The organism is Pantoea sp. CTOTU50773 (genome assembly GCF_032082325.1).
GTDB lineage: Bacteria > Pseudomonadota > Gammaproteobacteria > Enterobacterales > Enterobacteriaceae > Pantoea > Pantoea communis.
The window spans coordinates 23072-46814 of record NZ_DAMDQC010000019.1; the positions used below are offsets into that span (position 1 = coordinate 23072).

At 54.2% G+C, this 23743-nt stretch carries 24 protein-coding genes; 2 read left to right on the forward strand and 22 right to left on the reverse strand.

Annotated elements, in window-relative coordinates:
* Positions 1-29: 29 nt before the first annotated feature.
* Positions 30-233, forward strand: coding sequence for a twin-arginine translocase subunit TatE (tatE, locus tag RT340_RS05045; protein ID WP_034829040.1), 204 nt, complete (start codon positions 30-32; stop codon positions 231-233).
* Between the two features lie 132 nt (positions 234-365).
* Here the strand turns inward: tatE and lipA are convergent, their stop codons facing one another.
* The 13 genes from lipA to leuS all read right to left on the reverse strand — a co-directional run bounded on the left by lipA (position 366) and on the right by leuS (position 13900).
* Complete coding sequence (gene lipA / locus RT340_RS05050) at positions 366-1331, reverse strand: lipoyl synthase (protein WP_313374536.1); 966 nt, start codon at positions 1329-1331, stop codon at positions 366-368.
* Between the two features lie 176 nt (positions 1332-1507).
* On the reverse strand, positions 1508-2158 hold the full coding sequence (gene lipB, locus RT340_RS05055) for a lipoyl(octanoyl) transferase LipB (protein WP_313374538.1): 651 nt from the start codon (positions 2156-2158) through the stop codon (positions 1508-1510).
* 69 nt (positions 2159-2227) lie between these two features.
* Positions 2228-2491 (reverse strand): DUF493 family protein YbeD, encoded by a 264-nt coding sequence (gene ybeD, locus RT340_RS05060; protein ID WP_313374540.1) that lies wholly within the window; start codon positions 2489-2491, stop codon positions 2228-2230.
* 159 nt (positions 2492-2650) lie between these two features.
* A complete protein-coding gene (dacA, locus tag RT340_RS05065) occupies positions 2651-3862 on the reverse strand; it encodes a D-alanyl-D-alanine carboxypeptidase DacA (RefSeq protein WP_034829047.1) in 1212 nt (403 codons plus the stop codon).
* A gap of 122 nt (positions 3863-3984) precedes the next feature.
* Positions 3985-5085, reverse strand: coding sequence for an endolytic peptidoglycan transglycosylase RlpA (gene rlpA / locus RT340_RS05070; RefSeq protein WP_097117438.1), 1101 nt, complete (start codon positions 5083-5085; stop codon positions 3985-3987).
* A gap of 10 nt (positions 5086-5095) precedes the next feature.
* Positions 5096-6208: a peptidoglycan glycosyltransferase MrdB gene (gene mrdB / locus RT340_RS05075; RefSeq protein ID WP_097117589.1), complete on the reverse strand. Its 1113-nt coding sequence runs from the start codon at positions 6206-6208 to the stop codon at positions 5096-5098.
* Positions 6209-6216: 8 nt separating this feature from the next.
* Positions 6217-8121, reverse strand: a complete 1905-nt coding sequence (gene mrdA, locus RT340_RS05080) for a peptidoglycan DD-transpeptidase MrdA (protein WP_034829051.1) — start codon at positions 8119-8121, stop codon at positions 6217-6219.
* Positions 8122-8155: 34 nt separating this feature from the next.
* Positions 8156-8626, reverse strand: a complete 471-nt coding sequence (gene rlmH, locus RT340_RS05085; protein ID WP_313374544.1) for a 23S rRNA (pseudouridine(1915)-N(3))-methyltransferase RlmH — start codon at positions 8624-8626, stop codon at positions 8156-8158.
* Positions 8627-8629: 3 nt separating this feature from the next.
* Positions 8630-8947, reverse strand: a complete 318-nt coding sequence (gene rsfS / locus RT340_RS05090) for a ribosome silencing factor (RefSeq protein ID WP_034829055.1) — start codon at positions 8945-8947, stop codon at positions 8630-8632.
* Between the two features lie 91 nt (positions 8948-9038).
* Positions 9039-9683: a nicotinate-nucleotide adenylyltransferase gene (gene nadD, locus RT340_RS05095; RefSeq protein WP_097117437.1), complete on the reverse strand. Its 645-nt coding sequence runs from the start codon at positions 9681-9683 to the stop codon at positions 9039-9041.
* Positions 9676-10707, reverse strand: a complete 1032-nt coding sequence (holA, locus tag RT340_RS05100; protein WP_313374547.1) for a DNA polymerase III subunit delta — start codon at positions 10705-10707, stop codon at positions 9676-9678. The genes nadD and holA overlap by 8 nt, the downstream gene beginning before the upstream one ends.
* Entirely contained in the window at positions 10704-11303 is a 600-nt protein-coding gene (gene lptE, locus RT340_RS05105; protein WP_313374549.1) for an LPS assembly lipoprotein LptE, read from the reverse strand. Before lptE ends, holA begins: the two co-directional genes overlap by 4 nt.
* A 14-nt stretch (positions 11304-11317) precedes the next feature.
* Positions 11318-13900: a leucine--tRNA ligase gene (gene leuS, locus RT340_RS05110; protein ID WP_160832612.1), complete on the reverse strand. Its 2583-nt coding sequence runs from the start codon at positions 13898-13900 to the stop codon at positions 11318-11320.
* A gap of 343 nt (positions 13901-14243) precedes the next feature.
* Here leuS and RT340_RS05115 point away from each other — a divergent pair, with 343 nt between their 5' ends.
* The gene (locus RT340_RS05115; RefSeq protein WP_058960798.1) at positions 14244-14726 is read left to right on the forward strand and encodes a zinc ribbon-containing protein; all 483 of its coding nucleotides are present in this window, start codon (positions 14244-14246) and stop codon (positions 14724-14726) included.
* A gap of 74 nt (positions 14727-14800) precedes the next feature.
* Here the strand turns inward: RT340_RS05115 and RT340_RS05120 are convergent, their stop codons facing one another.
* From RT340_RS05120 to miaB, 9 genes are all read right to left on the reverse strand, one after another.
* Entirely contained in the window at positions 14801-15526 is a 726-nt protein-coding gene (locus RT340_RS05120) for an amino acid ABC transporter ATP-binding protein (protein ID WP_034829065.1), read from the reverse strand.
* On the reverse strand, positions 15527-16204 hold the full coding sequence (gene gltK / locus RT340_RS05125) for a glutamate/aspartate ABC transporter permease GltK (protein ID WP_058960797.1): 678 nt from the start codon (positions 16202-16204) through the stop codon (positions 15527-15529).
* The gene (locus RT340_RS05130) at positions 16204-16944 is read right to left on the reverse strand and encodes an amino acid ABC transporter permease (protein ID WP_034829069.1); all 741 of its coding nucleotides are present in this window, start codon (positions 16942-16944) and stop codon (positions 16204-16206) included. The genes gltK and RT340_RS05130 overlap by 1 nt, the downstream gene beginning before the upstream one ends.
* A 161-nt stretch (positions 16945-17105) precedes the next feature.
* Complete coding sequence (locus tag RT340_RS05135) at positions 17106-17999, reverse strand: glutamate/aspartate ABC transporter substrate-binding protein (protein ID WP_039330499.1); 894 nt, start codon at positions 17997-17999, stop codon at positions 17106-17108.
* Positions 18000-18438: 439 nt separating this feature from the next.
* Positions 18439-19965, reverse strand: a complete 1527-nt coding sequence (gene lnt / locus RT340_RS05140; protein WP_313374555.1) for an apolipoprotein N-acyltransferase — start codon at positions 19963-19965, stop codon at positions 18439-18441.
* Positions 19966-19969: 4 nt separating this feature from the next.
* Positions 19970-20851 (reverse strand): CNNM family magnesium/cobalt transport protein CorC, encoded by an 882-nt coding sequence (gene corC, locus RT340_RS05145; protein WP_034829075.1) that lies wholly within the window; start codon positions 20849-20851, stop codon positions 19970-19972.
* Between the two features lie 84 nt (positions 20852-20935).
* Positions 20936-21409 (reverse strand): rRNA maturation RNase YbeY, encoded by a 474-nt coding sequence (gene ybeY, locus RT340_RS05150; RefSeq protein ID WP_313374558.1) that lies wholly within the window; start codon positions 21407-21409, stop codon positions 20936-20938.
* Positions 21406-22479: a PhoH family protein gene (locus tag RT340_RS05155; protein ID WP_058960793.1), complete on the reverse strand. Its 1074-nt coding sequence runs from the start codon at positions 22477-22479 to the stop codon at positions 21406-21408. Before RT340_RS05155 ends, ybeY begins: the two co-directional genes overlap by 4 nt.
* Before the next feature lie 205 nt (positions 22480-22684).
* Positions 22685-23743, reverse strand: a 1059-nt coding sequence (gene miaB / locus RT340_RS05160; protein ID WP_313374561.1) for a tRNA (N6-isopentenyl adenosine(37)-C2)-methylthiotransferase MiaB, incomplete at its 5' end; no start/stop codon positions are given.

Genomic DNA, 23743 nt, shown 5'->3' on the forward strand with positions numbered 1-23743 from the left:
CTGTTTTCGCTAAGGTTGAAAGGTAAAGTATGGAAGGTTTCAGCATTGCCAAACTGCTGATCATCGGTGCACTTATTGTACTGCTGTTTGGTACCAACAAGTTACGTTCACTGGGTGGTGATCTGGGTTCCGCCATTAAAGGCTTCAAGAAAGCCATGAAAGACGATGAATCCACCGCAACCAAAAGCACCGCTGAAGAAGCGCCGGCTGAACGCGTGAGCCACAAAGAGTAATCCGACTTCAAACGTCAATAAGTGTAAATGTTTATGACGTTGATAAAAAAACCAGACTGCTTCCAGTCTGGTTTTTGTTTTTTGGCACGGGTGAAAAAAGCCTGGCTGCGGGCGTCACACCCGCAGAACCGATTATTTCACTTCCAGCCCTTTGGCCTGCATATCCGCATGATAAGAAGAACGGACGAATGGGCCACAGGCCGCGTGGGTGAAGCCCATCGCCATGGCTTCCTCTTTCATCTCATCAAACTCTGCCGGGCTCACATAGCGCTGTACCGGCAGGTGATGGCGGCTTGGCTGTAAATACTGGCCGAGTGTGAGCATGGTGACACCATGACGACGCAGGTCACGCATCACTTCTACGATTTCCGCATTGGTTTCACCCAATCCGACCATCAGGCCAGACTTGGTTGGCACATCAGGATGCGCTTCTTTGAAACGCTCCAGCAGCTTCAGCGACCAGTCGTAGTTGGCGCCAGGGCGTACCTGACGGTAAACGCGTGGCACGTTTTCCATGTTGTGGTTGAACACATCTGGCGGCGTGGCGGTGAGGATTTCCAGCGCACGATCCATACGACCACGGAAGTCAGGCACCAGCGTTTCAATTTTGATGTTAGGGCTTTTTTCGCGAATGGCAGTAATGCAATCGGCAAAGTGCTGAGCCCCGCCGTCGCGAAGATCGTCGCGGTCAACCGAGGTGATCACCACATAACGCAGCCCCATATCGGCAATAGTTTGTGCCAGTTTCAGCGGTTCGTTGGCGTCAGGCATATTTGGACGGCCGTGGGCGACGTCGCAGAATGGGCAACGACGCGTACAAATCGCACCGAGGATCATAAAGGTGGCGGTGCCGTGGTTAAAACATTCAGCGAGGTTAGGGCAGGAGGCCTCTTCACATACTGAGTGCAGACCATTTTTGCGCATGGCGGCTTTGATACCCTGAATGCGGCTGGAATCCGCAGGCAGTTTTATCTTCATCCACTCCGGCTTACGCAGAATTTCTTCACGCTCGACCATCACGGTTTTCACCGGAATCAGCGCCATTTTGTCGGCATCGCGATACTTGACGCCACGTTCCATCTGAATTGGTTTACTCATAAATCTGCAGGTTCCGGTCGGGATTGCGATTTGAAAGCTTCCTCACTCAAACTGAGAACCAGGCTTTCAACTTTATTTGAAAATATGGCAAAAATTATATCATTTCGTCTGCGCATAAGCAGCCGATATGCGAGTGCTAAAGTTACAATTTTGTAAATGAGCACAGACAGTCAAGGTCAGACCCTGGCATCATTTTGCCATTCAAGCTGGGTGAAACCCATTAAGCGAGCGAAATGTTTTATCAAACGGGGTTGTACGTCGGCGGTTGTGACCCCAGGCTGCTTTTCACTTAACTGCGTCATGCGCATGCCGGCATAACCGCAGGGATTGATGCGCAGGAAAGGTGCCAGATCCATCGCCACATTTAATGCCAGGCCGTGAAAGGAGCACCCTTTGCGAATGCGAAGGCCTAATGAGCACACTTTGTCATCGCCGATATAAACGCCGGGTGCGTCGGCACGTGCGCGCGCAGCGATACCATAATCCGCCAGGGTGGCGATCACGGTTTCCTCCAGCGCAGTGACCAGCTCTCTGACACCGATTTTGTGACGTTTAATATCAATCAACACGTACATCACCTGTTGCCCAGGCCCGTGATACGTCACCTGGCCGCCACGATCGCTCTGCACAACCGGAATATCGCCCGGCATCAGCAGATGTTCGGCTTTGCCTGCCTGGCCCTGGGTAAACACCGGATGATGTTCCACCAGCCAGATTTCATCGGCAGTGCTGCTGTCACGTTGATCGGTAAACTGATGCATCGCATCGGAGATAGGTTGCCAGTCGCGCTGGCCCAGTTGACGAACAAGAAGCGTGTTAGCTGACAAAGCGGAGATCCGGTAGAGAGTGAAGGGCTGAGTATAACGCTGGCAAAGCCGCCTTTGCCAGCGCGGGTATTACAGGACCATGCGCACGATATCAATGTTACCCAGTTCTTCGTACAGGGTTTCTACCTGTTCGATATGCGTTGCGGTGATGGTGATGGAAACCGAATGGTAGTTACCTTTGCTGCTCGGTTTCACTGCCGGGGTATAGTCGCCGGGGGCGTGGCGCTGCACCACTTCAACCACTTGATCAACCAGCTCCGGTTGCGCCAGACCCATTACTTTATAGATGAAGGGGGTAGGGAATTCGGGCAGTTCATTCAGTTTGGTTGTCATGTTGGCTCCGGTGCTTAAAATTGAGAAGAGAAGCCCGAAGGCCGCCCCTACAACAGGTGATGCATAAAAATCGATAAGGGAGGCTTTCCAGCCTCCCCTATACGTTTGAAACGGGGGTTTCTAATTATATGGTATCAGACAGACGATTTTTCAAGCGTCTTAGCCAAACCAGTGATGGAACATCAGTTTGATGTAATCAATGATACGGCTGAAGAAGCCGCCTTCCTGCACTTCGTTCAGCACCACCAGCGGACGCTGTTCAATGGTTTTGCCATCCAGCTGGAAGTTGATGCTACCCACCACCTGGTTTTTCTGCAGCGGTGCATGCAGTTCGGTATTGGTCAGTACATAGCTGGCTTTCAGGTCTTTCATACGGCCGCGTGGAATGGTCAGGTAGGCATCTTTTTCAACGCCTAACTGGACACGATCGCTGTTACCAAACCAAACCGGCTCAGAGGCGAACTCTTTGCCTGCTTTCAGAGGTGCGACGGTCTCAAAGAAACGGAAGCCCCAGGTCAGCAGCTTTTTACTTTCGGTTTCGCGACCTTTATAAGTGTGACCGCCCATGACGGCAGAGATCAGACGCATCTGGCCTTCAGTGGCAGAAGCCACCAGGTTGTAACCTGCCGCATCAGTGTGACCGGTTTTGATGCCGTCAACGTTCAGGCTGGTATCCCACAGTAAACCATTGCGGTTCATCTGTTTGATATTGTTGAAGGTGAACTCTTTTTCACGGTAGACCGAGTATTCGTCCGGCACATCACGAATCAATGCCTGGCCGATCAGCGCCATATCACGCGCCGAGCTGTACTGGCCTTCAGCATCCAGGCCGTGCACGGTCTGGAAGTGGGTGTTTTTCAGACCTAACGCGCCAACATAATTGTTCATCAGGCTAACAAACGCATCCTGGCTGCCGGCAACGTAATCGGCCATCGCCACACAGGCATCATTCCCTGACTGCAACACGATACCGCGCGTCAGTTGAGAAACCGGTACGCGATCGCCTGGCTTTAGGAACATCAGTGACGAGCCTTTGAACACCGGGTTACCGGTGGCCCATGCGTCTTTACCGACGGTGACGATATCATCGTTATGGATTTTGCCTGCTTTGACCGCCTGACCAATCACATAGCTGGTCATCATTTTGGTCAGACTGGCGGGATCGCGACGCGCATCGGCGTTCTTTTCGGCCAGGACTTTACCTGAGTTGGCATCGATCAGCACATAAGCTTCAGCATCGATTTCCGGGACGCCCGGGATCATCGTCTTAAGGTTAACATCGTCCGCAAAGGCGGCATGGCTGAGAGAAAGGGCGACCAGTGATCCCACTGTCAGGCGTTTCAGAAAACGAGAGGGTTTCAGCGTATTCATGTTAAGGACTACAACATCCGTGGGCTAAGAGTGAAAAAAGTGCCTTACTATAGCAAACGCCCGATCGAGCGACATCTTGCTTTGCAAATCAGTTTCAGCAGTAAAGGTAACTGCCCGTAACATTACGGACGGGCAGTTGTAATAAATGAGCTCATTTGTGCTTCAGTGGTCAGGCGCTGTTGTAACGCAGCGGCTTCCGCCCGGCTGCTGTAGCCGCCGAGTTGAATACGATAAACGTTGCCATTGGCTTCCACATTGCCGGGGACGCCAAAACGTTTACCCAGGCTGGTCGCCAGTTGACGGGCGCGCGCCGCATCATTGACCGCACCGACCTGAACGACATAACCACCGGCGGTATGCGTACTCTGAGGTGCAGCGCTGGCTGGAGCAGAAACCGATGCCGCGACAGGCGCAGCGGATGTTGCCTGCACAGGCGTGGCGGCCGGTTCACTGCCTTCCAGTACACCGTTTGCTAAAGGCTGAGGCGCGCCGAGGAAACCGCTGCTCTGCACCGGGGCACCGAGTCCACCGTTACTCTGCAGGGTGCTGTTATCGACTGCGCGAACATCCTGTGGCGCAGGTGCAGGCGTGGTATTGGCGCTGCCACCCATCATCACCATGCCGCCGTTAAGATCCGGGCGCGCGGGCAGGGCGTAGCTCTGCTTCGCCACTGTGGTGCCAATGGTGCCGGGGCCGGAAACAGAACCATCCGGTGCGACTTTGATGTAATCCACGCGAACACGGGAATTATTCGAGATATTCAAACGGTCGCCTGCCGCGCGAGACAGGTCAATGATGCGGCCGGGGGTATACGGGCCACGGTCATTAACACGCACCACGATCTGGCGACCATTGGCGAGGTTAGTGACGCGCACATAGCTTGGCAGTGGCAGAGTAGGGTGTGCCGCAGTTAAGGCGTCTGGATCGTAAGCTTCGCCGATCGCTGTGCGATTACCTTGTGCTTCTGCACCGTACCAGGTGGCCAACCCAACTTCGCTGAAGTTCGAAGGATCCTTGATTACGCGATAATTTTTACCATTAACGCTGTAATCCTGGCTGGTAGAAGGATTGATCGGTTCATAGCGCGGTTCAACGCCTGGGATTTCCACCACCGGGCCATTATAGGCCGGCTGCGGTGGCGCAGTATTATTCTGCTGTTCCGGTGCGGAACAGGCAGCCAGTACCAATGATGCCAGTGCAACCCCAAGCCAATCCTTACGCATGTGCAGCCTCTTAAACGCTTTTAGATAACATTTTTCGATGAGTATGGATCGACATCACGATGCCAAATCCGGCCATTAATACAATCAACGCCGACCCGCCGTAGCTCACCAGCGGCAGCGGAACACCGACCACGGGTAAGATACCACTTACCATACCAATGTTAACGAAAACATAGACGAATAAAATCAACATCAAACCACCGGCCATCACGCGACCAAAGGTGGTTTGCGCGCGCGCCGCAATAATCAGGCCGCGCAAAATCAGCAGCAGATACAGTACCAGTAACACTAATACGCCGACCAGGCCGAGTTCCTCTGCCAGTACCGCAAAGATAAAGTCGGTGTGACGTTCAGGCAAAAACTCCAGCTGTGATTGGGTGCCATGCAGCCAGCCTTTGCCACGTAAACCACCGGATCCAATCGCAATCTTGGACTGAATAATGTGATAACCGGCACCGAGCGGGTCACTCTCTGGATCGAGCAGCATCATCACACGGTCGCGCTGATAGTCATGCATCAGGAAGAACCACAGTACCGGAATAAAGGCCGCCACCAGCAGCACCGCCAGGGCAATCAGCTTCCAGCTCATGCCCGACAGGAACAGCACAAACAGGCCGGACGCGGCGATCAGAATCGAGGTGCCGAGGTCAGGCTGTGCCGCCACTAACAGCGTCGGCATGAAGATCAACACCAGCGCAATGCCGGTATTTTTCAGCGTCGGTGGGCAGACATCGCGGTTAATAAAGCGCGCCACCATCAGCGGCACCGCTATTTTGGCGATTTCCGAGGGCTGGAAACGCACAAAGCCAAGATCGAGCCAGCGCTGAGCCCCTTTACTGATATGGCCAAAGGCATCCACCGCCACCAGTAATATCACGCAGACAATATAGAGATAGGGCGCCCAACTTTCATACACGCGCGGCGGCACTTGCGCCATCACCAGCATGATAATGATACCCATGGCAATCTGACCGAGTTTACGCTCCATCATGCCGGGATCCTGACCGCTGGCGCTCCAGATGACGATGGCGCTGTAAGCCAGTAGCGCAAGGATGATCAGCATAAACAGGGGATCGATATGGATACGCGTCCAGATCGATCTTTTCTGCGGGCTATCGTTCATGGACATCTTTATTCACCTTCGTAGCCAGGCGGCGTCGGTGCGGCTTCAGGCAGCACGGTATTGTTGTCGCCTAGCATTATGTGGTCGAGAATCTGACGCATCACCGTACCCACTGCCGGGCCGGCACCGCCGTTCTCCAGAATCATGGTTACGGCAACGCGCGGTTTGTCGTAAGGCGCGAAAGCCGTCATCAGTTTATGGTCACGCAGGCGTTCAGCAATTTTGTGCGCGTTATAGGTCTCGTTCTCTTTCAGACCGAATACCTGCGCAGTACCGGATTTCGCGGCGATTTTGTAAGGCGCATCGGCAAAACTTTTGTGCGCCGTCCCGTTCGCGCGGTTGGCCACGCCGTACATGCCATCTTTGGCGATTTCCCAATATCCCGAGTGGATGTCGCCAATCGGCGCATCCGGCGGCTGGCGATACGGCACCATGGCCTGACCTTCACGGGTGGCGCGCAGCAAATGCGGCACTTTGATAATGCCGTCATTGATCAGAATCATCATGGCTTTGTTCATCTGCACCGGCGTTGCAGTCCAGTAACCCTGACCAATGCCCACCGGAATGGTGTCACCCTGATACCACGGCTTCTTAAAGCGCTTCAGCTTCCACTCACGCGTTGGCATGTTGCCGGGACTTTCCTGCGGCAAATCAATACCGGTGCGATGGCCATAGCCAAATTTGGTCATCCACTCTGACAGGCGATCAATGCCCATGTCGTAGGCGACCTGATAGAAGAAGGTATCGGCAGATTCTTCCAGCGACTTGGTGACGTTAAGACGGCCGTGTCCCCATTTTTTCCAGTCGCGATAGCGTTTTTCCGAACCGGGCAACTGCCACCAGCCGGGGTCAAACAGGCTGGTGTTGCGGTTAATCACGCCTGCACTCAGCGCAGAGACGGCAACATAAGGTTTCACCGTTGAAGCTGGCGGGTAGGATGCCTGTAACGCGCGGTTATACAGCGGACGGTTCTCATCGCTCAGCAGGGCTTTGTAATCCTTGCTGGAGATGCCATCGACAAACAGATTAGGGTCGTAGCTCGGTGTGGACACCAGCGCCAGAATTTCACCGGTGCGTGGATCGCTGACCACCACGGCGGCACGGCTGCCGGTCAACAGGGTTTCGATGTACTGCTGCAGTTTCAGGTCAACGGTCAGATAGATATCGCGGCCGGCCTGCGGGGATTGCTCGTGCAACTGGCGAATGACCCGGCCGCGGTTGTTCACTTCAACCTCTTCGTAGCCGGTTTTGCCATGCAGCACATCTTCGTAATAGTTCTCGATGCCCAACTTGCCGATATCATGCGTTGCCGCATAGTTAGGCCATTTACCTTCATCATCGAGGCGCTTAACGTCGCGATCGTTAATTTTAGAGACGTAGCCCACCACATGGGTCAGCGTCTGACCGTAAGGATAATAGCGGCGTTGGTAACCCTTCACTTCCACGCCGGGGAAGCGGTACTGATTGACGGCAAAGCGCGCCACCTGCACTTCGTTGAGTGCGGTTTTTACCGGAATGGAGGTGAAACGACGTGAGCGCTTACGCTCTTTTTCAAAGGCGTCGAGATCGTCGTCCGTCAGATCCAGCACCGGGCGCAGATCCTGCAGCGTCTGCTTCAGGTCATCGACTTTTTCGGGTACCAGTTCAGCCTGGTAAATGGTGCGGTTCAGCGCCAGCGGGACGCCGTTGCGATCAAAGATGATGCCGCGGCTGGGCGCAACGGGCACCAGCTTGATGCGGTTCTCATTGGAACGGGTGCTGTAATCGTCAAAACGCAAAATTTGCAGATGATAGAGGTTGACCACCAGCACGCTGGAGAGCAGGAAAATGCCAACAAAAGCCACCAAAGCCCGGCGGACAAAGAGTTTCTGTTCGGCAGTGTAATCGCGAAAGGCGTTGCTCTGTAATTTCATCCGCTGCGTTTATTGTCTGGAGGTTGTCAGGCGTTTATTCACGGTGATAAGGATGATTCGTGGTGATGCTCCAGGCACGATACAGGCTTTCAGCGACCAGCACACGCACCAGCGGATGTGGCAACGTCAACGTGGACAGCGACCAGCTCTGCTCGGCAGCGGCTTTACAGGCCGGCGCCAGTCCTTCCGGGCCGCCAATCAACAAGCTGACATCGCGGCCATCTTGTTTCCAGCGCTCAAGCTGTTGCGCCAGCTGTGGGGTTTCCCACGGCTGCCCTGGAATATCCAGCGTGACGATGCGGTTGCCTTTGCCGACGGCCGCTAACATCGCATCACCCTCTTTTTCCAGGATGCGCTTGATGTCCGCATTCTTGCCGCGTTTACCCGCAGGCACTTCGGTCAGTTCAAACGGCATATCCTTGGGGAAGCGGCGCAGATACTCCATGAAACCGGTCTGAACCCAGTCAGGCATTTTGGTGCCGACGGCCACAAGCTGCAGTTTCAAGGCTTAGCTCCAGAGCTTTTCCAGCTCATACAGCTGGCGGCTCTCTTCCTGCATCACGTGTACGATCACTTCGCCAAGATCAACGACGACCCAATCAGCGGCAGCCTTACCATCGACGCCCAGCGGTTTTAAACCCGCAGCACGGGATTCCTGAATCACGTGATCGGCGATCGAAACCACATGACGCGTCGACGTGCCGGTGCAGATGATCATGCAATCGGTGATGCTCGATTTGCCCTGAACATCAACAGCAATGATGTCCTGCCCTTTAATATCGTCAATCTTATCAATAACGAAATCTTGGAGTGCTTTACCTTGCAAAAGGTTCCCCTTAAAAACAGGTGATTACGAGAAGGCTGAATGCCCGGAAAACATAGCCTAAAATGAAGCGGCGCAGTATAGCACGCAACGATCAACCGCGATATAAGCCAGCGCGATCGATGTAGTCGATAACCGCATCGGGCAGCAGATCGGTGCAGGATTGCCCCAGGTGACGACGCTGGCGTATTTCCGTGGCGGAGATGTCAAACAGCGGCGTATCAGCCAGCCAGATATGGCCTGCCGGTGCTTGATGCAACTGTTCTGCGTGCTGTGCACGATGCGCATCCAGCCACTGCTGCATCTCAGGCGTTTCCATCTGCGTTGCATAGCCCGGTCGCTGGCACACCAACAGATGGCACAAAGAGAGGAGATCCTGCCAGCGATGCCATTTGGCTAACGTTAGCAGAGAATCTTGTCCGATGATAAACCCGAGGGGCTGTTCTGCACCGCGTTCCGCACGGAGTGCTTCAAGGGTTGCCACCGTCCATGACGGCGTATCCCGCTCCAACTCTCGCGTATCAATATCAAACAGGGGGCGGGTCGCAATGGCACAGCGCAGCATTTCCACGCGTTGCCGGGCACTGGCTTCGGGCTGTGGGCGATGCGGTGGCACGTTATTCGGCAGCAGCGTGACCTTTTTCAACCCCACCTGTTGCGCCAGCGCTTCCACCGGGCGCAGATGGCCAAAGTGGATAGGGTCGAAGGTGCCGCCGAACAGCGCGTAGAGTTTAGACATCAGTGAAGCTCAGGGGAAAATCGCGGTGACACAGCAGCAGCGACAAGGTCTCCAGCTGCGGCCAAAGATTTTGACCATAATCCTGCTTCATGGTCAGCTCCAGTTCGGCGAGCAGATGAACGGCGCGTTGCAGACGACGTGCATCAAGGCGTTGCAGCGCATCGGTAAACAGTGCGCGACGGTTTTGCCAGATGCGCTGTTGATCCATTAGCGCACGCAAGCCCTGTTTACCCTGATTGCGCTGCAAATGCAGCAGCGTCAGTAAATCACGTTGCAGAGAACGCAGTAAAATCACCCCTTCAGCATCCTCTTTTTCCAGCTGATGCAGGATATGCAGGGCGCGCTTACTTTTGCCCGCCAGCAGGGCATCCACCCAGTGGAAAGGGGTAAAATGCGCAGCGTCATTTACCGCGTCTTCCACGCGGGGCAGAGTGAGTTTGCCATCCGGCCACAGCAGTGACAGACGTTCCAGCGCCTGCGCCAGCGCCAGCAGATTACCTTCGTAGCAGTAGCACAGCAGTTGAATCGCCGCGTCATCAACACTCAACTTCATGGCTTTGGCACGGCTCGCGACCCAGCGCGGCAACTGCGCTTGTTCGGGCGTATGGCAGGGAACCAGCACGGCATGAGCGCTGAGCGCTTTAAACCAGGCGCTGTTTTCCTGCGCTTTGGTCAGTTTTGCCATGCGCAGCACCAGCAGGATATCGCTGTGTAGCAGGCTGGCGAGTTTAACCAGTTGCTCGGCCATCGCTGCATTGGCACCGTTTTCTGGCAGTTGCAGCGTTAAGGTCTGGCGTTGAGTGAACAGGCTGAGTGCCTGACAGCTGGCAAAGATCGCATCCCAGTCGGTTTGCGCATCAAGAGTGACACTGAAGTGTTCTTCAAAGCCTTGAGAAGATGAGGCCGCGCGAATGGCATCGGCACTTTCCTGAATCAGCAACGGTTCATTGCCGGTCAGAAAATAACAGGCGCGCAGCCCCTCACGAAGCTGCGCGCTCAGTTGTTCAGGATAAATCCTGATCATTGCAGACTGGTTGCTGACGAAGAGGGCACTTCTGGTGAATTCTCACCCGGTGCGATGATCTCCGGCTTTGGCAACGTGTCTTTGTTGCTTTCCTGCGCGGCATGAACCGTTAACAGTTTACGCACCAATTGCTCGGAGGCACGCTGGCGCATCTCCTGCACAATCATATCTTGCTCGGCATCCTTCGCCAGTGCGGCATTCGGGTTGTCGAAGAAAGAACGGTACACGGTGGTGCTGATCGGATAGATGCCTTTGCCCGGAATCAGAACCTGCGCGGTCACTGTCATCACCAGTGAATACTCAGCAGTGGTACCGCTGATAAACACCGATGCAGTATCACGTCCCTGCCTTTCTGCGCCTAAGCGCAGAGTAGGGTATTTGGCACTGGCCGTTTTGCTGTCATCGACGATGGTGACATCATTGATACGTAGCTGCTGGCGCACGGTGCGCGCCAGTGGACCATATGGGTCGCCGCTCTGGACGATTAGCGTTTTCATCTCGGTTGGCACCATGGTGGTGCCGCGCGGGTGAAAACCACAGCCTGCGGTGATCATCACCGCGAGCAGGACAAACAGCCTGATAATCAGTTGTCGCACAGTTCCTCCTGAACTTAACCTACGACCAGGTTAAGCAGTTTGCCAGGGACATAAATCACTTTACGAAGTGTGACGCCTTCCAGATATTTCGCCACAATGTGCTCCTGCGCAGCACGCGCCTGAACCTGCTCCTGCGTAGCATCCGGCGCAACGGTAATCTTGCCGCGCACTTTGCCATTCACCTGTACAACGACCAGCAGTGAATCTTCCACCATCGCGGATTCATCCGCAACCGGCCAGCTGGCTTCATCGACACTACCTTCTCCGCCCAGCGCCTGCCACAGAACATAGCTGGCGTGCGGCGTGAACGGATAGAGCAGACGAACGACCGCCACCAGCGCTTCCTGCATCAGTGCGCGATCTTGATCGCTCTCCTGCGGGGCACGAGTCAGCTTGTTCATCAACTCCATGATGGCAGCGATAGCGGTGTTGAATGTCTGGCGACGACCCACGTCATCGGCCACCTTGGCGATGGTTTTGTGCAGATCGCGACGCAGCGCTTTCTGATCGTCGTTCAGTGCATTGAGGTCCAGCGCCACGGTGGCACCTTTCGCTACGTGTTCGTAGGCCAGTTTCCACACGCGCTTCAGGAAGCGGTTCGCACCTTCTACACCCGATTCCTGCCATTCCAGCGTCATTTCTGCTGGTGAAGCAAACATCATGAACAGACGCACGGTATCGGCACCGTAACGTTCAACCATCAGCTGTGGATCGATGCCGTTGTTTTTCGACTTGGACATCTTGCTCATGCCGGCATAAACCACTTCGCGGCCTGCGTTGTCGACAGCCTTAACAATACGACCTTTTTCATCGCGCTCAACGCTAACATCAACCGGAGAAACCCAGTTACGCTCGCCGTTCGTGCCGGTGTAATAGAACGCATCGGCCAGAACCATACCTTGACACAGCAGACGTTTGGCTGGCTCATCAGAGTTCACCAGGCCGGCGTCACGCAGCAGCTTGTGGTAGAAGCGGAAATACATCAGGTGCATGATGGCGTGTTCGATACCACCGACATACTGATCTACCGGCAGCCAGTAGTTCGCAGCGGCAGGATCCAGCATGCCTTCGTTGTAATTGGCACAGGTGTAACGTGCGTAATACCAGGACGATTCCATAAAGGTGTCAAAGGTATCGGTTTCGCGCAGCGCTGGCTGGCCGTTAACCGTGGTTTTCGCCCACTCAGGATCGGCTTTGATCGGGCTGGTGATACCGTCCATCACCACATCTTCTGGCAGAATCACTGGCAGCTGATCTTCTGGCGTTGGCATCACGGTGCCGTCTTCCAGTGTCACCATTGGAATTGGCGCGCCCCAATAACGCTGACGGGACACACCCCAGTCGCGCAGACGATAGTTGACTTTACGCACGCCGACGCCTTTCGCCGCCAATGCATCAGCAATGGCGTTGAAGCCCGCCTGATGATCCAGACCGTTGAACTCACCCGAGTTGAACAGCGCGCCTTTATCGGTCATCGCCGCTTCGCTCAGATCAGGCGTTGAACCATCCAGATTCAGGATTACTGGTTTGATGTTCAGGTTGTACTTAGTCGCGAACTCCCAGTCACGCTGGTCATGGCCTGGAACAGCCATCACTGCGCCGGTGCCGTATTCCATCAGGACAAAGTTAGCGACCCAGACTGGGATCTCTTCGCCCGTCAGCGGATGGATAGCAAACAGGCCGGTGGCCATGCCTTTCTTCTCCATCGTCGCCATATCTGCTTCAGCCACTTTGGTGGTGCTGCATTCTGCGATGAAGTCAGACAGCGCAGGGTTGCTGGCCGCAGCCTGGCGCGCCAGTGGGTGGCCAGCTGCCACAGCAACGTAGGTGGCACCGAGGAAGGTGTCCGGACGTGTGGTGTAAACCGTTAATTTCTCTTCGCTGTACGCCACATCGAAGGTGATTTCCACGCCCTCAGAACGGCCAATCCAGTTACGCTGCATGGTCTTGACCGTTTCAGGCCAGTCTTCCAGCTTATCCAGATCGTTGAGCAGTTCTTCCGCGTAAGCGGTGATTTTCACGAACCACTGAGGAATCTCTTTGCGCTCTACTTTGGTGTCACAGCGCCAGCAGCAGCCGTCGATAACTTGTTCGTTAGCCAGTACGGTTTGGTCATGCGGGCACCAGTTCACCGCTGAGGTCTTTTTATAGACCATGCCTTTTTCATACAGCTTGGTGAAGAACCACTGTTCCCAGCGATAGTACTCTGGCTGGCAGGTCGCCAATTCGCGGCTCCAGTCATAGCCAAAGCCCAGCAGTTTGAGCTGGTTCTTCATATATTCGATGTTGTCATAAGTCCATGGTGCGGGCGCGGTGTTGTTTTTTACCGCAGCGCCTTCGGCTGGCAGTCCAAACGCATCCCAGCCAATCGGCTGCAGGACATTTTTACCCAGCATGCGCTGATAGCGCGCAATCACATCGCCGATGGTGTAGTTACGCACGTGGCCCATGTGTAGGCGGCCAGAAGGATAGGGCAGCATAGAAAGGCAGTAGTATTTCTCTTTGCCTTCCTGCTCGGTCACTTTAAAGGTTTCGTTTTCGTCCCAGTGCTGTTGGACGCGGGATTCTATCTCTTCCGGGCGGTATTGCTCTTGCATGGCTGCCTGTGGTCCTTTATGAAAATCGTTAACCCTGAATAGTTCACGTCACAGGCAGGCGGCAAAGGTGTGAATACGCTCGCGCTTAACGAAGTAAGCGACGGCGTGAACACGTGCAGCCAACGCACCTGCGACTTGAAGTATGACGGGTTCGCATACATTTAGATCCGCATAGCATACCCATAAGGCTCTTCCTCAACAACATTTCACGCCCCGGCTGAGCGGATTTCTACTCAATGCGCCGCCGCTTTCACCCTTTTGCGATTTACTCCGCTTTCGTCACGGCAAATATGACAGAACAGCTAAACTTACTATCAGCTATTCCCGCGGAAAGGAGAACAAAATGAATAACGTGGCGCAGGAGTATCGTGCAACGATAGCGGCATTAACCCAGCGGCTGGAACAGGGCGAGCGTGATGTTGATGCCCTGGTCGCTGAGGCTCGGCAGGAGTTATTAGCGAAAAAGACGCTGACCTCTTCTGAAGTGAATGAGGTGATGCGGGCGGTCAGGCGTGATTTACATGAGTTCGCGCTCAGTTATCAGGAATCTTCAGATGTGCTCGGTGACTCCGTATTCTTGCGCGTCATTCGCGAGAGCGTATGGAAAGAACTGGCGGATATCACGGACAAAAGCCAGTTAGAGTGGCGCGAGGTGTTTCAGGATCTACGACATCACGGTGTTTATCAAAGCGGTGAAGTGGTGGGGTTGGGTAACCTGGTGTGTGAGAAGTGCGGTTTTACCCGGGCGATCTATACACCGGAGAGCTTAACGCGCTGCCCGGAGTGTGGGCACGATCATTTCCAGCGTCAGCCTTTTGAGCCTTGATTTGCGGAAAATCGCGCCGCTGCGTGATTAATGGGGAAACCCCATCCATACAGCGGCGCAATTGAGAGCGCTAATTAATGCAGGATCTTCGCGAGGAAGTCTTTTGCGCGGTCGGACTGCGGGTTATTAAAGAAGTCATCTTTGTTAGTGTCTTCGACAATTTTCCCTTCATCCATAAAGATCACGCGATTGGCCACTTTGCGCGCAAAGCCCATCTCGTGCGTCACCACCATCATGGTCATGCCTTCGTTCGCCAGCTCAACCATCACGTCCAGCACTTCGTTGATCATCTCTGGATCGAGCGCAGAGGTCGGTTCGTCAAACAGCATCGCGATGGGGTCCATACAGAGCGCGCGGGCAATCGCCACACGCTGTTGCTGGCCGCCCGAGAGTTGTCCAGGGAACTTCTCCGCATGCGCAGCCAGACCAACACGCGTCAGCAGCTTGAGACCTTTCTCACGCGCAGCGGCTTTATCACGCTTTAACACCTTGACCTGCGCCAGCACCAGGTTATCGACAATGCTGAGGTGCGGGAACAGTTCGAAGTGCTGGAACACCATACCGACTTTGCTGCGCAGTTGTGCCAGGTTGGTTTTCTTGTTGTTCACTTCGGTACCGTTAACCTGAATGCTGCCTTCCTGCACCGGCTCCAGACCGTTCACCGTTTTAATCAAGGTTGACTTACCTGAGCCGGACGGTCCACAGACCACCACCACTTCACCTTTTTTTACTTCGGTGGAGCAGTCGGTCAGCACCTGAAAGTGACCATACCACTTAGAAACATTTTTCAGGCTAATCATTTAAACCGTCCTCTTTCTTTTCAGATAGCTAACCAACAGCGAAGCGCTCAGGCTGATCACAAAATAGACCAGACCGGCAAACAGAACCATTTCAACCTGGGTACCGTCACGCTCGCCAATCGTCGAGGCGGTACGGAAGAAGTCAGCCAGGCTTAACACATACACCAGCGAGGTATCCTGGAACAGCACAATGCCCTGCGTCAGCAGCAGTGGCACCATGGCGCGGAACGCCTGCGGCAGGATGATCAATTTCATTGATTGCCAGTGCGTCATACCCAACGCGAGCGCAGCATTCGACTGTCCGCGTGAGATGCTCTGGATACCCGCTCGGATGATTTCCGAATAGTAGGCCGCTTCAAACAGTGCAAAAGCAATCATGGCGGAAATCAGGCGAATGTCAGTTTTGGGGGAAAGTCCCAATACCTGTTGCAGTAATGCAGGCACCACCAGATAGAACCACAGCAGCACCATCACCAGCGGGACGGAGCGGAACAGGTTGACGTACAACTTAGCGAACCAGCGAATCGGCGCGAACGGCGACAGACGCATCACGGCCAGAATCGTGCCCCAGATAATGCCGAACACCACGGCGACGGCGGTAATCTTGAAGGTGATGATCAAGCCATTCCACAAATAGGGCAGGCTGGGAGGAATCGAACTCCAGTCAAACTCGTACATTATTTGCCTCCCAGATTGCCGGGCAGGCGAATTTTACGTTCTACCAAACTCATAATCAGCATGATCACCAGGTTAATACCCACGTAAGCCAGGGTAATGGCGGTGAAAGATTCATAGGCGTGCGCCGAGTAGTCGAGCAACTTACCGGCCTGCGCCGCCATATCCACCAGACCAATGGTCGAAGCGATGGCAGAGTTTTTCACCAGGTTCAGCATTTCCGAGGTCATCGGCGGCACAATCACGCGATAGGCATTAGGCAGTAGCACGTAGCGATAAGTTTGTGGCAGCGTCAGCCCCATCGCCAACCCTGCGTTTTTCTGACCGCGTGGCAATGATTGAATCGCGGCACGTACCTGTTCACAAACGCGCGCAGCAGTGAACAAGCCGAGGCAAATGGTTGAGGAAACGAAGAACTGAATATTGGGGTCCAGTTCTGCTTTAAACCACATCCCCAGTTTTTCGCCCACCAGTTCTGGCGCCACCAGATACCAGAAGAAGAACTGGACGATCAGTGGGATATTACGAAACAGTTCCACGTAGCAGGTGCCAATGGTCGACAGCAGTCGATTGGGCACGGTACGCAGAATGCCGAAGAAGGAACCTACCAGGAAGGCGATAATCCAGGCGCAGCAGGAAACCGCAACGGTAACCTGAAATCCGGACCACAGCCAGCCGAGGTAAGTCGTATTGCCGAACGGGGCCTGTTGTAAAAAGATGCCCCAGTTCCAATCGATACCCATAACGAGCTCCGGTAAAAAAAGGGTAGCGAGGCTACCCATAAGATTGTTGAGCGGTGTCTTGCGTCCTGCTTCAGGGGAACGACCTGTTGCAGTCTGTCTGTCCGCACCGCGTGTTCAGCAATCGAGAGGGCAGCCTGACTGCCCTTGTTTTCATTGTTAATTCAGAGTGCTTTATCGTTTGGTGCTTTGAACAGCGCCTGCATGTCAGAAGACAGCTCGAAGTTCATGTTTAGATTCTTCGGTGGGATTGGCTGTTTGAACCAGGTATCGAACCACTTAGCGGCTTCACCCGAGGTCTGCGCTTTGGCAATGGTGTCATCCATCAGCTGTTTGAACTGCGGGTCTTCTTTACGCAGCATACAGCCGTAAGCTTCTTTTGACTGAGGTGTGCCAGTGATCTGCCAGTCGTCTGGTTTCTTCGCTTTAGCACGTTCACCTGCCAGCAGAGCATCATCCATCATAAAGGCCACGGCACGACCGGTTTCCAGCGTACGGAAAGAATCGCCATGGTCTTTGGCGCTGATGATGCGCATGTCCATTTTCTTCTCATCGTTCAGCTTGTGCAGCAGAACTTCAGAAGTGGTACCAGAGGTCACGACAACGGTTTTGCCTTTCAGGTCAGCGAAATCTTTGATGTCGCCACCCTTTTTCACCAGCAGACGCGTACCGATGATGAAGACGGTATCGGAGAACGCGGCTTGCTGCTGACGTTCCAGGTTGTTGGTGGTAGAACCACATTCAAAATCGTAAGTGCCGTTTTGCAGCAGTGGAATACGGTTCTGAGAGGTGATCGGCAGCATTTTTACTTGCAGATCAGGCTTGTTCAGCTTGGCTTTGATCGCCGCTACGATGGCGTTTGAGTAGTCTTGTGAATAGCCAACCACTTTTTGCTGGTTGTCGTAGTAAGAAAAGGGAACTGATGACTCACGATGCCCAACGACGATCACGCCGCTATCATTGATTTTTTTCAGGGTGCCGGTGAGATCTTCCGCCTGGGCCGCTCCCGCTGCTGCTCCCAACAGCAGAAGAGATAATGCCACTTTGCGTGTCTGCATGTTCCTACTCCTTTGAATGGATGTTGCGCAGAACATAAACTGCGCAGATTGTGATGTTGTGTGTATTTCGTGCTGCTTTTTTAGTTATCCCTTAGCGCAACTGCGCGCAGGATAGTGATTAACATAGCGAATTGTTAACGCAATGAAACAAAAAAGTTTGTTTTTTGCGAGCCGCTCCGCACCATTAAGAGGCAATAAAAAGCCATTGCGCCGTTTCGGTGCGTGTCAGTGCCAAATAATAGTGCGTGAACATGGCATTACGCTGACAAAACGCTGATGTTGAGAAAATCACTGAAATAAATAGCAATGATCGTGCCAGCACGGTGAAATGCGTGAAAAAGCCAGCAGAGAATCTGGTAAAGCGTAGCCGATGGGAGCGGAAAACAGCGCAAAAAAAAGGCGAAGTGAGCACTTCGCCTGTCAGAATGTGATCGGAGTGTCAGTGGCGACGACGAATAATCGCCAGGACGATGCCGATTAACGTCAGAATCCACACCGGCCAGATGCCTGCTTTGGCGTACGGAGTTTCACCGATGGTGGGTGTCACCTTAGCTTCCAGTACGTCACGGGTAAATTGCGGAATCTCTTTCTCAACGTCACCGTTCGCATTCACAACGGCAGTCACACCGTTGTTAGTGGATCGCAACAGCGGACGGCCCAGTTCCAGTGCACGCATACGCGCCATCTGGAAATGCTGCCACGGGCCGATGGAGTGACCAAACCAGGCATCGTTAGAGACGGTCAGCAGGAAGTTGGTATCAGGCCGGAAGTTGGCTCGTACCTGCTCGCCCAACACAATCTCGTAGCAGATGGCGCTGGTAAGATCATAACCCGCCACCTTCAACTGCGGCTGTACATAGGCACCACGGCTGAACGACGACATTGGCAGATCGAAGAACGGGGCCAGCGGACGCAGCAGATCTTCCAGCGGCACAAACTCCCCGAACGGCACCAGATGGTTTTTCTGATATCGGTTATGGCTTTGATAGCTGTAAGGCTGCTCGCCGCCCAGCACAATCACGGAGTTGTAATCGTGGTAGCGGTTATCCCCTTCAACGCGTGAATCGACAATCCCGGTAATTAGCGAGCTGCCGCGCTCGCGCAGTTCGGCATCCAGCGCTTTGAGGAACGGCTGCTGATTGCTTTCAAGGTCGGTAATCGCCGATTCCGGCCAGATAATGATGGGCGCTTTGCCCATATAAGGCTGGCTGTAAGAGGTGTACACACGCAACGTATTCAGCAACTGCTGTGGGTCCCACTTCATCGACTGGGGAATGTTGCCTTGCACCATCGCCACGTCTACGCTGCGTTCCGGCAGCGGCTGATACCACTGCAACATGCGCAGTGGCCATGGCAGCAGCAGCAATACCGCGGCCGCCACCAGGCTCTTCACCGTACGATGATAAAGCGCATGCACCAGCAGACCGGCGATCACCATTAACAGGAAAGTGATGGTTTCAACGCCCGCCAGCGGCGCAAGGCCTTTGAGCGGACCGTCGATCTGGCTGTAGCCGAACTGCAGCCACGGGAATCCGGTCAGGATCCAGCCACGCAGAAATTCGCTGATTTGCCACAATGCCGGTGCCGCCAGCACCAGACGCCACAAGGTCGCAAGTGGCCACAGGCGATTAAGCACCGCCGCAAACAGCATCGGATAAATCGCCAGGTAAGCGGCCAGCAATATCACCAGGAAGACGTTAACCGGGCCAGGCATACCACCAAAGGTGGCGATGCTGACGTAAACCCAGTTAATGCCACTGCCGAACAGCCCAAAGCCCCAGACGAAGCCAATCGCGGCGGCTTGAGGGCTGCGGCGATCCAGTAGCAACAGTTGCAGTCCCGCCAGGGAAACTAATGCGGCAGGCCAAAAATCATAGGGAGAAAAGGAAAGGGTGCCAACGGCACCCGCAATCAAAGCCAGCAGCAGGCGAACCCGCTGCTGCGAGTAGAGAGAGGCTAAAGCCATAAAATTATTCGTCTTCCAGTTGCGGTTGTGGAGAGTCTTCCGGAATTTTCACATGCACCTGGATGATACGGCGGCTGTCGGCCATCGCGACTTTGAATTGGTAACCATCAATGTCGATGCTCTCACCGCGCGCGGGAAGGTGGCCGAATCCCTGCATCACCAGACCGCCAATGGTATCCACTTCATCATCACTGAAGCTGGTACCAAATACCTCGTTAAAATCCTCGATAGGCGCAAGCGCACGTACGGTATAGGTATGGCGGTTTAACTGACGGATATCACGATCTTCTTCATCGTCATATTCATCTTCAATTTCACCGACAATCAATTCGAGGATATCTTCAATCGTGACTAGCCCGGAAACGCCACCGAATTCGTCAATGACAATCGCCATATGATAGCGCTGGGAACGGAACTCTTTCAGCATGCGGTCAACACGCTTACTTTCAGGCACGACAACGGCGGTGCGCAGCACTTTCTCAATGCTGAAAGGTTCAGACGCGCTGCTCATAAACGGCAGCAGGTCTTTGGCCATCAAAATGCCTTCGACGTGGTCTTTATCTTCGCTGATCACCGGGAAGCGCGAGTGGGCGGAATCAATAATGACCGCAAGGCACTCTTCAAGACTTTGGTTGCGTTTAAGGGTGATCATCTGGGAGCGCGGGATCATGATGTCACGCACGCGCTGCTCGGCAATATCCAGCACCCCTTCGAGCATGTCGCGGGTGTCCTGGTCGATCAGCTCTTTTTGCTCAGAATCGCGGATCAGTCCCAGTAGCTCATCACGGTTTTTGGGTTCACCGTGAAAAAGTTGGTTAATTAACAGGGAGAAAAATCCCTTTTTACTACTGGGTGCGTCGCTGTTTTGAGAATGGTCGTCGCTCATGGCGTTTTTATTTCGTTCTCTCTGGTGAGGGAAAGGAACTGCTGGCATCCGCGCCAGCAGCGCAATAACCTGAACCTAAGGGGATCAGGCGTCTTCTTTCTCCGAAATGTACGGGTCAGGATAACCAAGAGCAAGCATTATCTCGGTCTCCAGCGCCTCCATTTCTTCGGCTTCTTCATCTTCAATATGGTCATAACCCAGCAGGTGTAGCGTGCCGTGGACTACCATATGCGCCCAGTGGGCTTCAACGGTTTTGCCTTGTTCTTCCGCTTCTTGCTCAACAACCTGACGACAAATAATCAGATCGCCCAGCAGGGGTAGCTCAATCCCTGGTGGCGCTTCAAACGGGAAAGAGAGCACGTTGGTCGGCTTATCCTTACCGCGATAAGTCAGATTAAGCTCATGACTCTCCGCTTCATCCACCAGACGGATGGTGACTTCACTTTCCGGCTGGAAAGGCGTCACGGCGGCTTCGAGCCAGCGCTGGAAAGCAGGTTCGGCAGGCAGGCCTTTTTCATCGGCACAGGCCAACTGTAAATCTAAAATCACCGCGCTCATGAAGGCTCCTGCGGGCTGGATGGGGCGGCAAGTTGAGACGCCAGCGTCTCACGCTTGCGCTCTTCTGCCAGTTTGTCACGGCGCTTCTGATCGGCTTCTTCCCACGCTTCATAAGCATTCACGATGCGTGCGACAACCGGATGACGCACCACGTCTTCGCTGTGGAAAAAGTTAAAACTGATTTCATCGACTTCCGCCAAAACCTCAATGGCATGGCGCAGGCCGGATTTAGTGCTGCGCGGCAGGTCAATCTGCGTCACGTCACCGGTGATCACCGCTTTGGAGTTGAAGCCGATACGGGTCAGAAACATCTTCATCTGCTCGATGGTGGTGTTCTGACTCTCATCGAGAATCACAAAGGCGTCGTTGAGTGTACGTCCACGCATGTAAGCCAGCGGAGCCACTTCAATCACATTGCGCTCCATCAGCTTTTCCACGCGCTCAAAGCCGAGCATTTCAAACAAAGCATCGTAGAGCGGACGCAGGTAAGGATCGACTTTCTGGCTCAGGTCACCCGGCAGGAAGCCCAGTTTTTCACCGGCCTCTACCGCAGGGCGCGTCAGCAAAATACGGCGGATTTCCTGACGTTCCAGGGCATCAACGGCAGCGGCCACCGCCAGATAGGTTTTACCGGTACCAGCTGGACCCACACCGAAGGTGATGTCATGGTCGAGGATATTAGCCACATACTGCGCCTGATTGGGCGTACGAGGTTTAATCACACCGCGCTTGGTTTTGATGTGAATCGCCTTACCAAACTCCGGCACGCTTTCGGCGGTTTGCTCCAGTACACGGCTCTCTTTGATCGCCAGATGCACCTGGTCCGGTTCAATATCCGGGATTTGGCCACGCACTGGCGCAGTACTCACGTACAGGTCACGCAGAATGTTGATGGCTGCGTCAACGCTGAGCGATCGGCCCACCAGTTTGAAATGGTTGTCCCGGCGGTTGATCTCGACACCGAGGCGTTTTTCCAGCTGCTTCACATTGTCATCAAACGGACCGCACAGGCTCATCAGTCGGCGGTTATCAGCCGGTTCAAGGGCGATTTCACGAGTTTCGATATTCAAATGAATCCTTTGGGTCACTCAGGGCCAGTTGAAGAAGGTGTATCCAATGCTCCATCACAGATTGAGCATCTATACGGAATTATTTATGGGGCAAGGCCCGGCTGCAAGTTACAGAAGCGATATTTGGGCGTTGCAGGTGGAATGCAAGGGGCACGGGATGAAACAGGCGGCAGCACCTTGTGCACTGCCGCGCAAAGTTGGAGTATCAAGGCTGGTAAAGACCGACACCGATGTCATTTTCACGGCGCGTGCGGGCTATCACCGCATCGGGGCTGAGGCTGACACGCAATGCCATTTCATCTTCAGTGCGGATCAGTTTGCCACGCAGCGAGTTGGCATGGACATCGACAATTTCCACGTCAACAAACTTACCGATCATCTCAACAGGCGCTTCGAAGTTCACCACGCGGTTGTTGTCGGTGCGTCCGGTCAGTTCCATGACATTTTTACGTGAGATGCCTTCTACCAGCACACGCTGTGTGGTGCCGAGCATGCGGCGGCTCCACGCCATCGCCTGCTGATTGAGGCGATCCTGCAGAATATACAGGCGCTGCTTTTTCTCTTCTTCCGACACATCGTCAGGCAAGTCAGCGGCTGGCGTACCCGGACGTGCCGAGTAGATAAAGCTGAAGCTGACATCGAAATTCACGTCGCCCACCAGTTTCATGGTCTGCTCAAAATCCTGCTGCGTTTCGCCAGGGAAACCAATGATGAAATCTGAACTCATCTGAATATCAGGACGTGCTTTCTGCAGTTTGCGGACGATGGCTTTATATTCCAGCGCGGTGTGCGCACGCTTCATCAGCGTCAGGATACGATCGGCACCGCTCTGAACGGGCAAGTGCAGGAAGCTCGCCAGCTCTGGCGTGTCACGGTAGACATCAATAATGTCATCAGTGAATTCAATCGGATGGCTGGTGGTAAAGCGGATGCGGTCGATGCCATCAATGGCCGCCACCAGACGCAACAGTTCCGCGAAGCTGCAGAGCTGGTCATCAAAGGTCGTGCCGCGATAGGCATTGACGTTCTGGCCCAGTAAGTTAACTTCTCGCACGCCCTGCGCAGCCAGTTGCGCGATTTCCAACAGAATATCGTCACATGGACGGCTCACTTCCTCACCGCGGGTGTAAGGCACCACGCAGAAAGTACAGTATTTGTTACAGCCTTCCATAATGGAGACAAAGGCCGTCGGGCCTTCTGCACGCGGTTCTGGCAGACGGTCAAATTTCTCGATTTCCGGGAAGCTGATGTCAATCACCGGGCT